The organism is Actinomadura montaniterrae, assembly GCF_008923365.1.
Taxonomy (GTDB): Bacteria; Actinomycetota; Actinomycetes; order Streptosporangiales; family Streptosporangiaceae; genus Spirillospora; species Spirillospora montaniterrae.
The window spans coordinates 18734-30395 of record NZ_WBMR01000020.1; the positions used below are offsets into that span (position 1 = coordinate 18734).

Annotated in this window: 14 protein-coding genes; 12 read left to right on the forward strand and 2 right to left on the reverse strand. The window is 72.3% G+C overall.

What is annotated here, in order from left to right:
- The first annotated feature begins 38 nt into the window (after positions 1-38).
- The 12 genes from F9B16_RS10255 (at position 39) to F9B16_RS10310 (ending at position 10851) form a co-directional block, all read left to right on the forward strand.
- Positions 39-1502, forward strand: a complete 1464-nt coding sequence (locus tag F9B16_RS10255) for an amino acid permease (RefSeq protein WP_225991521.1) — start codon at positions 39-41, stop codon at positions 1500-1502.
- Positions 1499-2461: a universal stress protein gene (locus tag F9B16_RS10260; protein ID WP_151539774.1), complete on the forward strand. Its 963-nt coding sequence runs from the start codon at positions 1499-1501 to the stop codon at positions 2459-2461. Before F9B16_RS10255 ends, F9B16_RS10260 begins: the two co-directional genes overlap by 4 nt.
- 138 nt (positions 2462-2599) lie before the next feature.
- Positions 2600-3397, forward strand: a complete 798-nt coding sequence (locus tag F9B16_RS10265; RefSeq protein ID WP_151539822.1) for a helix-turn-helix transcriptional regulator — start codon at positions 2600-2602, stop codon at positions 3395-3397.
- Positions 3394-4803 (forward strand): Fe-S cluster assembly protein SufB, encoded by a 1410-nt coding sequence (gene sufB, locus F9B16_RS10270; RefSeq protein ID WP_151539775.1) that lies wholly within the window; start codon positions 3394-3396, stop codon positions 4801-4803. Before F9B16_RS10265 ends, sufB begins: the two co-directional genes overlap by 4 nt.
- A complete protein-coding gene (sufD, locus tag F9B16_RS10275; protein ID WP_151539776.1) occupies positions 4803-5945 on the forward strand; it encodes a Fe-S cluster assembly protein SufD in 1143 nt (380 codons plus the stop codon). The genes sufB and sufD overlap by 1 nt, the downstream gene beginning before the upstream one ends.
- Positions 5942-6259 carry a bifunctional 3-phenylpropionate/cinnamic acid dioxygenase ferredoxin subunit gene (locus F9B16_RS10280; RefSeq protein ID WP_151539777.1) on the forward strand — a complete coding sequence of 106 codons (318 nt, stop codon included), beginning with the start codon at positions 5942-5944 and terminating at the stop codon, positions 6257-6259. Before sufD ends, F9B16_RS10280 begins: the two co-directional genes overlap by 4 nt.
- A 15-nt stretch (positions 6260-6274) precedes the next feature.
- A complete protein-coding gene (sufC, locus tag F9B16_RS10285; RefSeq protein WP_151539778.1) occupies positions 6275-7042 on the forward strand; it encodes a Fe-S cluster assembly ATPase SufC in 768 nt (255 codons plus the stop codon).
- Positions 7039-8322 (forward strand): cysteine desulfurase, encoded by a 1284-nt coding sequence (locus F9B16_RS10290; RefSeq protein WP_151539779.1) that lies wholly within the window; start codon positions 7039-7041, stop codon positions 8320-8322. Before sufC ends, F9B16_RS10290 begins: the two co-directional genes overlap by 4 nt.
- 62 nt (positions 8323-8384) lie before the next feature.
- Complete coding sequence (gene sufU / locus F9B16_RS10295; protein WP_151539780.1) at positions 8385-8843, forward strand: Fe-S cluster assembly sulfur transfer protein SufU; 459 nt, start codon at positions 8385-8387, stop codon at positions 8841-8843.
- The gene (locus F9B16_RS10300; RefSeq protein ID WP_151539781.1) at positions 8840-9193 is read left to right on the forward strand and encodes a metal-sulfur cluster assembly factor; all 354 of its coding nucleotides are present in this window, start codon (positions 8840-8842) and stop codon (positions 9191-9193) included. Before sufU ends, F9B16_RS10300 begins: the two co-directional genes overlap by 4 nt.
- A 382-nt stretch (positions 9194-9575) precedes the next feature.
- Positions 9576-10013 carry a PH domain-containing protein gene (locus F9B16_RS10305; protein WP_151539782.1) on the forward strand — a complete coding sequence of 146 codons (438 nt, stop codon included), beginning with the start codon at positions 9576-9578 and terminating at the stop codon, positions 10011-10013.
- Between the two features lie 49 nt (positions 10014-10062).
- Positions 10063-10851, forward strand: coding sequence for a class I SAM-dependent methyltransferase (locus tag F9B16_RS10310; RefSeq protein WP_192808705.1), 789 nt, complete (start codon positions 10063-10065; stop codon positions 10849-10851).
- On the opposite strand, the gene F9B16_RS10315 is transcribed toward F9B16_RS10310, so the two are convergent.
- Together F9B16_RS10315 and F9B16_RS10320 are read right to left on the reverse strand one after the other, a co-directional pair.
- Positions 10814-11392 (reverse strand): hypothetical protein, encoded by a 579-nt coding sequence (locus F9B16_RS10315; protein WP_151539783.1) that lies wholly within the window; start codon positions 11390-11392, stop codon positions 10814-10816. The two genes, F9B16_RS10310 and F9B16_RS10315, sit on opposite strands and share 38 nt — an antisense overlap.
- Positions 11393-11396: 4 nt before the next feature.
- Positions 11397-11582 carry a hypothetical protein gene (locus tag F9B16_RS10320; RefSeq protein ID WP_151539784.1) on the reverse strand — a complete coding sequence of 62 codons (186 nt, stop codon included), beginning with the start codon at positions 11580-11582 and terminating at the stop codon, positions 11397-11399.
- Positions 11583-11662: the final 80 nt, after the last annotated feature.

Consider the following 11662-nt stretch of genomic DNA (forward strand, 5'->3'; position numbering starts at 1 on the left):
GCGCCGTCCCGGCCGCCGGGCGGGCCCCGGAGCGTCGGGTGACCGCCGGGACGGGCCGGGAGTCGTTCGCGCGGTCGCTGGTGCGGACCAAGCCGGTCGACCGGATCGTCGCCGAGGGCGGGCACGGCGAGGGCGGCGAGCTGCGGCGCTCGATGAGCCTGCTGCAGCTGACCCTGTTCAGCGTGGGCGCGACCCTCGGCACGGGGATCTTCGTCGTGCTGGGGGAGGCGGTGCCGAAGGCGGGCCCGGCGGTGGTGCTGGCGTTCGTGCTCGCCGCGGTGACGGCGCTGTTCTCCGCGCTGTCCTACGCCGAGCTGGCCGGGACGATCCCGGTGTCCGGCTCGTCCTACTCCTACGCCTACGCGACGCTCGGCGAGCTGGTGGCGTGGGTGTGCGGGTGGTGCCTGCTGCTGGAGTACGCGGTCTCGGTGTCGGCCGTCGCCGTCGGCTGGGGCTCCTACCTCAACGAGTTCTTCGACAAGGCGGGCGCAGGCACGATGCCCGCCGCGATCAGCAACCCTCCGGGGGACGGCGGGCTCGTGAACCTCCCGGCCGTGGTCGTCGTGGTGATCGCTGCGCTGCTGCTGCTGCGCGGCACGTCCGAGAGCGCCCGCGCCAACACGGTCATGGTGTTCCTGAAGATCGCGGTGCTGCTGTTCTTCTGCGCGGTCGCCTTCACCGCGTTCCATTCCGGCAACCTGACCCCGTTCGCGCCGATGGGCTGGGCGGGCATCAGCGCCGCCGGCTCCAAGGTGTTCTTCTCCTACATCGGCTTCGACGCCGCGTCCACCGCCGGCGAGGAGGCCCGTAACCCGCGCCGGGACCTGCCGCTGGCGATCGTCCTGTCGCTGGCGATCGTGACGGCGGTGTACGTGCTGGTCGGGCTGGCCGCGGTCGGCGCCATGCACTGGACCCGGTTCTCGCTGAGCGGCTCGGAGGCGTCGCTGGCCCTGGTCCTGGACCGGGCGACCGGCCGGGCCTGGCCGTCGATGATCCTGTCGCTCGGCGCGGTGGTCGCCATCGCCAGCGTCGTCCTCACCGTCATGTACGGGCAGACCCGCATCCTGTTCGCGATGTCGCGGGACGGCCTTGTCCCGCACGTGTTCCAGCGGGTCAGCCCGGGCCGGGCGGTGCCGGTGGCCAACACCGTGATCGTCGCGGCGTTCATCGGGATCCTCGCGGCCGCGGTGCCGCTGGGCCGCCTGGTGGACGCCACCAGCATCGGCACCCTGTTCGCGTTCGCGCTGGTCAGCGTGGGAGTGATCGTGCTGCGCCGGACGCGGCCGGACCTGCCGCGCAGCTTCCGAACGCCGCTGTATCCGCTGACGCCGCTGATCGGCGTCGCGCTCTGCGTGTACCTGATGGTCGGCCTGGGCAGCGTGACCTGGATCGTGTTCGCGCTGTGGACGCTGGCCGGGCTCGTCGCCTACTTCCTGTACGGGCGCCGCCATTCGCGGCTGGCGGCCGAGACGTCCGGCGTTCCCGGGAAGGAGCCGCGATGAGCGGGGCGAACGGGCGCGACGCGCCGGCGCTGCGGATCCTCGCCGGCTACTCGCCGGACGAGCGGGGCGGCGACGCGCTGGCGCTCGCCGCGCTGGTCCTGCGCGGCGTGACGGCGCCGCGCGCGGTCGCGGACGTGCGGCTGACGGTGGCGAACGTGCATCCGCCGGCCTGGCCGGCGCGCGGGCCGGGCTCGGTCGACGCCGAATGGGTCGGCTACCTGAAGGACAGGGCGCACGACGCGCTGGAGCGGGCGGCCGGGCGGCTCGCGGAGCTGAACGTCCCGCGGTCGCGCACGGACCTGCGGGTGCACGCGCACCGGGGCAGCGGGCGCGGGCTGGCCGAGGTGGCCGCGGCGACGGGCGCGGACCTGATCGTGATCGGCTCGGCGCCGCGCGGCCGCCGCGGGCGCGTCGCCATCGGCAGCACCGCGGACCAGCTGCTGCACGGCTCGCCGGTGCCGGTGCTGCTGGCGCCGCGCGGCTACGCCGCCTGCGCCCCCGACCAGTTCGAGCGGCTCACGGTGGCGTACTGGCGGCGGCCGGACGCGGACGGCCCGGTGGAGGCGGCGGTGCGGACCGCCCGGACGCTGGCGCTGCCGATGCGGCTGGTGACCCTCGTGCTCAGGCCGCCGGGGGTGGCGGCCCGGTTCCGCAACGCCGACGACGTCATGGCGCGGCAGGTGGCCCAGGCCGAGCGAGACCTCGCCGACGCCGCCGCGCGGCTCGGTGACGCCGCGGGCGACGGGACGGTGGTCCGGACGGAGGCGGTCGCCGGGACGGGCATCGCCAAGGCGCTCGCCGCCGTCGATATGCTTCCGGGTGAGCTGCTGGCCTGCCCGTCCAGCCATGACGGGCCGCTGCGCAAGGTCTTCCTCGGCGAGGGCTCCGGCAAGATCGTCCGGGCCGCGCCGTGCCCGGTGCTCGTCCTCCCGCGCGGGGCCGCGGGCGCTTTCGCCTAGCGAGAAGGTCAAGGTTAGGTAAGGCTAACCTGCGTGAGCGAGGACATTCCCGTTCCGGTGTTTCGCGGGAAGCAATTACGGCACACTGATGTTGTGAAAAACGTGAGCGAGGATCAGGCGACCCCGGAGAGCGCACCCATGCGCCCTTCCGGCGTGCCGTCGGCCGCCTCCCACACCGAGCGCGACACCCGCGCCCGGGTGGCCCGGCTGATCCTCGAGCACGGCCCGGTCACGGCGTCCACGCTCGGCGAGCGGATGGGCCTCACGCCCGCCGCGATCCGGCGGCACCTGGACGCGCTGCTGGCCGAGGGCATGATCGAGATCCGCAAGGCGCGGACGCCGCAGACCCGCCGCGGCCGCGGCCGTCCCGCCAAGTGGTTCGCGATCACCGAGTCCGGGCGCAGCGCGTTCGTGCACGCCTACGACGACCTGGCGAGCAGCGCGCTGCGGTTCCTGGCCGAGACGGCCGGCGACCACGCGGTCGCCGAGTTCGCCCGCCGGCAGATCGCCGACCTCGAACGGCGCTACCGGCCCGTCGTGCAGGACGCGCCGCCGCAGCAGCGGGTCCGCACGCTCGCCGAGGCGCTCTCCGGCGACGGCTACGCCGCCGCCGCGGGCAAGGCGCCCCAGCCGGGCGGCGGCGAGCAGCTGTGCCAGCACCACTGCCCGGTCGCGCACGTCGCGGCCGAGTTCCCGCAGCTGTGCGAGGCCGAGACCGAGGCGTTCAGCCGCCTGCTGGGCACCCCCGTCCAGCGGCTGGCCACGATCGCCCACGGCGACGGGATCTGCACCACCCACGTCAGCTCCCGCTCCCTGTGCGGGACGGGGCAGGCGGAGGATCCCGGAGCGAGCGTCACCCCTGGCGGGGACGCGGGGGAGCGGTCCCCCGAAAGAACACACACCAGTGACGAGGAGTCCGGGAGGACGTCCCTATGACTACAGCCCACCCCGAGCTGGAGGGGCTCGACAGGTACAAGTTCGGCTGGGCCGACTCCGACGAGGCCGGCGCCTCCGCGCGGCGCGGCCTGAACGAGGACGTCGTCCGCGACATCTCGGCCAAGAAGGGCGAGCCGGACTGGATGCTCGACCTCCGCCTCAAGGGACTCCGGCTCTTCGACAAGAAGCCGATGCCCACCTGGGGCTCGGACCTGTCGGCGATCGACTTCGAGAACATCAAGTACTTCGTCCGCTCGACGGAGAAGCAGGCGGCGTCCTGGGAGGAGCTCCCCGAGGACATCAAGAACACCTACGACAAGCTCGGCATCCCCGAGGCGGAGAAGCAGCGCCTCATCGCCGGCGTCGCCGCCCAGTACGAGTCGGAGGTCGTCTACCACAAGATCCGCGAGGACCTTGAGGAGAAGGGCGTCATCTTCGTCGACACCGACACCGGCCTGCGCGAGCACCCGGAGATCTTCCAGGAGTACTTCGGCTCCGTGATCCCGGTCGGCGACAACAAGTTCGCCGCGCTCAACACCGCCGTGTGGTCGGGCGGCTCGTTCATCTACGTCCCGCCGGGCGTCCACGTCGAGATCCCGCTGCAGGCCTACTTCCGGATCAACACCGAGAACATGGGCCAGTTCGAGCGGACGCTGATCATCGCCGACGAGGGCTCCTACGTCCACTACGTCGAGGGCTGCACCGCGCCGATCTACAAGTCGGACTCGCTGCACTCCGCCGTCGTCGAGATCGTCGTGAAGAAGGACGCCCGCGTCCGCTACACGACCATCCAGAACTGGTCGAACAACGTCTACAACCTGGTGACCAAGCGCGCCGTCGCCTACGAGGGCGCCACCATGGAGTGGGTCGACGGCAACATCGGCTCCAAGGTCACCATGAAGTACCCGGCGATCTACCTGCTCGGCGAGCACGCCAAGGGCGAGACCCTGTCGATCGCGTTCGCCGGCGAGGACCAGCACCAGGACGCCGGCGCCAAGATGGTGCACGCCGCGCCGAACACCTCCAGCAGCATCGTCTCCAAGTCGGTGGCGCGCGGCGGCGGCCGCACCTCCTACCGGGGCCTGGTGCAGATCCAGGAGGGCGCCGAGCACAGCAAGTCCACCGTCAAGTGCGACGCGCTGCTGGTCGACCAGATCAGCCGGTCCGACACCTACCCGTACGTCGACGTCCGCGAGGACGACGTGGAGATGGGCCACGAGGCCACCGTCTCCAAGGTGTCGGAGGACCAGCTGTTCTACCTCATGAGCCGCGGCATGACCGAGGACGAGGCCATGGCGATGATCGTGCGCGGGTTCGTCGAGCCCATCGCGCGCGAGCTGCCCATGGAGTACGCGCTCGAGCTGAACCGGCTCATCGAGCTGCAGATGGAAGGGGCCGTCGGCTGATGGGGCTGGAGACCGGCAAGCCGCTCTCGACCCTGCACGAGAAGGCTTCGTACGAGGTGGGCGACTTCGACGTGCCCACCGGCCGCGAGGAGGAGTGGCGGTTCACCCCGCTGCGCCGCCTCCGCGGCCTGCACAACGGCACCGCCGAGCCGAACGGCAAGGTCATCGCCGAGGTCGAGGCGGCGCCCGAGGTGACCGTCGAGACCGTCGGCCGCGACGACGCCCGGCTCGGCAGGGCCTACGTGCCCGCCGACCGGGTCAGCGCGCAGGCGTGGGCGTCGTTCACGCACGCCACCGTCGTCACCGTGCCGAAGGAGGTCGTCGCCTCGGCGCCGACCGTGATCCGGCTGCGCGGCGAGGACGCCTCGGCCGCCGCCTACGGGCACACCACCGTGATCCTGGAGCCGTTCGCCGAGGCCACCGTGGTGCTCGCGCACCGCGGCTCGGCGACCTACGCCGACAACGTCGAGTTCGTCGTCGGCGACGGCGCCCGCCTCTCGGTGATCAGCCTGCAGGACTGGGCGGACGACAGCGTGCACGTCTCGCACCAGCACGCGCGCCTCGGCCGCGACGCCCGGTTCGTCTCGCACAACGTCTCGCTCGGCGGCGACCTCGTGCGGATCTCCCCGTCCGTCGCCTACGACGGGCCCGGCGGCGACGCCGAGCTGTACGGGGTGTACTTCGTCGACGGCGGCCAGCACCTGGAGCACCGCCTGCTGGTCGACCACGCCGTGCCGAACTGCCGCAGCCGCGTCGACTACCGCGGCGCGCTGCAGGACCAGGACGCGCACGCCGTCTGGATCGGCGACGTGATCATCCGCGCGGAGGCGGAGGGCACCGACACCTACGAGCTGAACCGCAACCTCGTCCTGACCGACGGGACGCGGGTCGACTCGGTGCCGAACCTGGAGATCCTCACCGGCGAGGTCGCCGGCGCCGGGCACGCCTCGGCGTCCGGCCGGCTCGACGACGAGCACCTGTTCTACCTGCAGGCGCGCGGCATCACCTTCGACGAGGCGCGCCGCATGGTGGTGCGCGGGTTCCTCGGCCAGCTGGTCGAGCGGATCGAGGTCGCCGAGGTGCGCGAGAAGGTCGCCGAGGCGATCGAGGCCGAACTGGACGTGCGCGCGGAGGGCCGATGACCTTCGTGAAGGTGTGCGCTCTGGAGGAGATCCCCGAGGACGGGGCCCTCGGCGTCGAGATCGGCGACACGCCGGTCGCGCTCGCCCGCACCGGCGGCGAGGTCTACGCCGTCAACGACATCTGCTCGCACGCCGAGGTGTCGCTGTCCGAGGGCGAGATCTACAACGGCACCATCGAGTGCTGGCTGCACGGGTCCTGCTTCGACCTGCGCACCGGCAAGCCCACCAACCCGCCGGCCACGCAGCCGGTCGCCACCTACAAGGTCAAGGTCGAGGACGGCGACGTCTACGTCTCGCTCGGCTCCGACGATTGAGGAACGACAACCACCATGGCCACGCTTGAGATCCGCGACCTCCACGTCTCCGTCGCCGACGGGTCCGACGGGACGAAGGAGATCCTGCGCGGGGTCGACCTGACCGTCAAGGCCGGCGAGACCCACGCGCTCATGGGGCCGAACGGCTCCGGCAAGTCCACCCTCGCCTACGCCGTCGCCGGCCACCCGAAGTACGAGGTGACCTCCGGCACGGTGACGCTGGACGGCGAGGACGTGCTCGCGATGTCGGTCGACGAGCGCGCCCGCGCCGGGCTGTTCCTGGCGATGCAGTACCCGGTCGAGGTCCCCGGGGTGTCGGTGTCGAACTTCCTGCGCTCGGCGGTCACCGCGGTGCGCGGCGAGGCGCCGAAGCTGCGCGAGTTCTCCAAGGAGATGAAGCAGGCGATGGACGAGCTGTCCATCGACCCGGCGTTCGCGCAGCGCAGCCTGAACGAGGGCTTCTCCGGCGGCGAGAAGAAGCGGCACGAGATCCTCCAGCTGGAGATGCTCAAGCCGAAGGTCGCCGTGCTGGACGAGACCGACTCCGGCCTGGACGTCGACGCGCTGAAGGTCGTGTCCGAGGGCGTCAACCGGTTCTCCGCGGGCGGCGAGACCGGCGTCCTGCTGATCACGCACTACACGCGCATCCTGCGGTACGTGAAGCCCGACTTCGTGCACGTGTTCGCCGCCGGCCGCGTCGTCGCCGAGGGCGGCCCGGAGCTGGCCGACCAGCTCGAGAACGAGGGCTACGAGAAGTACGTCAAGGCGGAGGCGACGGCATGACGCTTCTGTCCGAAGGGACGCTGCTCCCCGAGGAGCTCAAGAAGGACTTCCCGCTGCTGCAGCGCACCGTCCGCGGCGGGCGCCCGCTGGTGTACCTCGACTCGGGCGCGACGTCGCAGAAGCCCACGCGGGTGCTGGACGCCGAGCGCGTGTTCTACGAGCGGCACAACGCGGCGCCGCACCGCGGCGCGCACCTGCTCGCCGAGGAGGCGACCGAGGCGTACGAGAACGCCCGCGCGTCGATCGCCCGGTTCATCGGCGCGACGCCCGGCGAGATCGTGTTCACCAAGAACGCCACCGAGGGCATCAACCTCGTGGCGTACGCGATGAGCAACGCCGCCACCGCGGGCCCCGAGGCCGAGCGGTTCCGCGTCGGCCCCGGCGACGAGGTCGTCGTGTCGGAGATGGAGCACCACGCCAACCTGGTCCCGTGGCAGCAGCTCTGCCAGCGGACGGGCGCGACGCTGCGCTGGTTCGGCATCACCGACGACGGCCGCCTCGACCTAGACGACCTGGACGAGCTGGTCAACGAGCGCACCAAGATCGTCGCGCTGACGCACCAGTCGAACGTCCTCGGAACGGTCCCGCCGATCAGGCTGATCGCCGAGCGGGCGCACGCCGTCGGCGCGCTCGTCCTGCTGGACGGCGCGCAGTCGGTCCCGCACCAGCCGGTGGACGTCGCCGAGCTCGGCGCCGACTTCCTGGCGTTCTCCGGGCACAAGATGCTCGGCCCGACCGGCATCGGCGTGCTGTGGGGCCGCTCGGAGCTGCTGGAGGCGATGCCGCCGTTCATCACCGGCGGATCCATGATCGAGGTCGTGCACATGGAGGCGACCACGTTCATGCCGCCACCGCAGCGGTTCGAGGCCGGCGTCCCGATGACCGCGCAGGCGATCGGGCTCGGCGCGGCCTGCGACTACCTCGCCGAGATCGGCATGGACCGCGTCCACGCCCACGAGGAGGCCCTCGTCGCCTACTCGCTGGAGCGGCTCGGCGAGATCCCCGGCGTCCGGATCATCGGCCCGGGCACCACCGAGGCGCGCGGCGGCGCCGTGTCGTTCACCGTCGAGGACATCCACCCGCACGACGTCGGCCAGGTGCTGGACGACCTCGGCGTCGAGGTGCGCGTCGGGCACCACTGCGCGTGGCCGATCTGCCGCCGCTTCGGCATCCCGGCCACCACCCGCGCGACGTTCTACCTCTACAACACCCTGTCGGACATCGACGCGCTCGCCGACGGGGTGCGGCAGGCGCAGAGGTTCTTCGGCACCGTCTCCTGACGGCCGCAGGAACAGCCCGCGCCGGCGGCCGGTTGTAGCGAGAAAGGCTTGGAAAGGACGCCATGCAGCTGGAGGCGATGTACCAGGAGGTCATCCTGGACCACTACCGCAACCCCCTGCACAAGGGGCTGCGGGAGCCGTACGAGGGCGAGGCGCACCACGTCAACCCGACCTGCGGGGACGAGGTGACGCTCCGCGTCCATCTGGACGGCGACGGCCAGGACGCCACGGTGGCGGACGTCTCCTACGACGCCATGGGCTGCTCGATCAGCCAGGCCAGCGCGTCGGTGATGTCCGATCTGATCATCGGCAAGTCCGTGAAGGAGGCGATGGCGGTCGGCGAGGAGTTCCTGGCGCTGATGCAGTCGCGCGGCCAGGACGTCGAGCCGGACGAGGACGTCCTCGAGGACGCCGTCGCCTTCGCCGGGGTGTCGAAGTACCCCGCCAGGATCAAATGCGCCCTGCTCGCCTGGATGGCGTGGAAGGACGCGACCGCCCGCGCACTCGGAGAGGCATCATGAGCGACACCGCACCGGAGGAGACCCCCGCGACCGCCGCGGCCGGCACCGTCCCGGACGAGGAGATCCTCGAGGCGCTGAAGGACGTCGTCGACCCCGAGCTCGGCATCAACGTGGTCGACCTCGGCCTGGTGTACGGGATCGACCTGACCGACGAGGTCGCCACCCTGGACATGACGCTCACCAGCGCCGCCTGCCCGCTCACGGACGTGATCGAGGACCAGGCGCACAGCGCGCTGGAGGGCCTGGTCAAGGACGTCAAGATCAACTGGGTCTGGCTGCCGCCGTGGGGCCCGGACAAGATCACCGACGAGGGCCGCGACCAGCTCCGCGCCCTCGGCTTCAACGTCTGACGCACGCCGTACGCCCGACCGCACGCCGTACGAGGCCGCGTCCCGCACCGGGACGCGGCCTCGACGCGTGCCCGAAGAACAGGGTGCTCGGGGTCCAGCGGGGGAGTCGTCCACGTAGCCCCTGGGCTGACGCCTAAAAGACCAGGTCATAGCCGGTTTCTACAGTCGATCCCCGCAGCTCGGAGGCACCGCCGGGCCGGTCTTTGACCGGATCAGGTCACCCGCCGTCACGGAGGCCGTCCAGATGCCTACGCTGGCGCCGCACGCGCATTCGGGGGGCGAAGATGCTGCGTATCCATTTCACGCGCGACGACCTGCTGCACACCCTGACCGCGACCGGCGCGGACCTGCTGTCCGCCCCGCCTGCCACGGGAGGGTGACCATGGCGGGCGAGAACGACCCGGTGGTGTTCCGGCCGACCCTCGCGGGCCGCGCCGGTGCGGTCCTGTGCGCGCTGGTCGGGGCCGCGGCGACGGCCGGGAGCGTCGTCCTGCTGGCCCGGGACGGGTTCGACCGCGGCCTCGTCTCGACCCTGATCATCATGGCCGGGGTGACGGCCTTCGCGGGCGGTTCGGCGCGGAGCCGGATCACGATCGCGGACGGGTGCGTCGTCGTGCGCAACCCGCTGTGGACGCACCGGGTGCGGCTCGGCGAGATCGCGGCCGTCGAACCCGGGTACTCCGGGCTGCGGATCACCACGGCCGAGGGGCGGACGGTGACGGCCTGGGCCGTCCAGAAGTCCAACTGGTCCACCTGGCGGGGCAGGCGCACCCGTGCCGACGAGGTCGCCGCGGCGATCGTCCGCAGCGCCGTCCGCTGACCGCTCCCGCCGCCGCGGCGCCGGAGTGACCGATCTAGGGTGGGGCGATGTGAAGGACGCCTTTCCTGACAGTGATGCGGAACTGGTGGCGCGGCGCGCCTCGTCGTTCGGGGGCAGCGCCGCCGCGTACGCGCGGGAGCGGCCGGACTACCCGGTCGAGGCCGTCCGGTGGGCGCTGGAGCCCGTGGCCGGGCGGGCGCCGCTGCGGGTGCTCGATCTCGCGGCGGGCACCGGCAAGCTGACGCAGGTGCTGCTGCGCGGCGGCGTCGCCGCCGCGGATCTGGTCGCCGTGGAGCCCGATGCGGCGATGCTGGACGAGCTGCGCCGTGCCGTGCCGGGCGTGCGGGCGCTGGAGGGCAGCGCGGAGGCGATCCCGCTGCCGGCCGGCTCGGTCGACGCGGTGCTGGTGGGGCAGGCGATGCACTGGTTCGACCTCGACCGGGCGCTGCCGGAGATCCACCGCGTGCTGGCGGACGGCGGCGTGCTCGCCGGGCTGTGGAACACCGACGACGACCGGGTGCCGTGGGTCGCGGAGATGAAGCGGATCTCCCGCAGCAGCGTGTCGTTCCGGAACTGGCGGCCGAAGGGCCTGCCCGAGAGCGCCTGGTTCCCGGTGTTCGAGCGGGCGGAGTTCCCGCACGCGCAGCGCCGGACGGCCGAGTCGATGGCCGCGACGATCGGGACGCACTCGCACATGCTCGTCCTCGACGAGGCCGAGCGGGCGGCGGTGACCGAGCGGATCGTCGGGTTCCTGCGGGCGACGCCGGAGACCGCGCAAGGCGAGTTCGACCTGCCGATCGTCACCTTGGCCGCGCGCGCTCTGCGGGCCGGCGGCTAGCCTCGCCGTCCTTCGGCCTGGACGGCCAGAGCGTGTGGGTGATCGGCCACAGCGACCAGACGGCGAGCACGAGGCCGAGACGGGCCGTCCAGCCCGTGAGGGCCGCGGTGCGGTCGGCGTCGCCGACCAGCGCGATCATCACCAGGAGCAGCGCGCAGCCGATCGCGGTCGCGACGGCGGCCTTGCCGAACTCCACCCACTCGTAGCGGGCGCGGGCCCGGCCGTACCGCGGCTTGCGGCGCGGCGGCGGTCCCCCGGCGAAGCGGTGCGCGAACCGCTCGTCCGCCCAGCGGACCATGCTGTGCCCGAACGCGACCGAGTAGCCGAGGTAGGCCGCCGCGAGGCCGTGGGCGAACCCGGCGGTCGCGCCCCCGCGCAGGTCGGCGACCGTGGCGACGAGCAGCACCAGGTCGACCAGCGGGACGCCCAGCAGCAGCGCCGCGCCGGTCCTGCGCATCCGCAGCGGGTAGCGGGCGGCCAGGCCCGCGGCGAGGACGACCCAGAAGCCGATCTCGCACGCCGCGATGACACCGACGAGCATGGCGTCACCGGTCCCGGGAGAGGGCCGCGCCCGCGGCGGCGGCGAGCAGGCCGGCGACGCCGACCCCGAGACCGGTGAGCGGCCGGCCGCCCTCCGACCACTCCATCAGCTCGATGTTCTCCCCGCCCGTGTAGTGGTACGCGGCCGAGATGAAGCCGACCGCGGCGACGATGACCCCCATGGTCCGCATGACTCGGTTCTCCCTCGCTTGCCTACCTCTCGATGGTCCGGGACGCGGGAGCGGCGGCGCGTCGTCGCCGATGAGGTTCT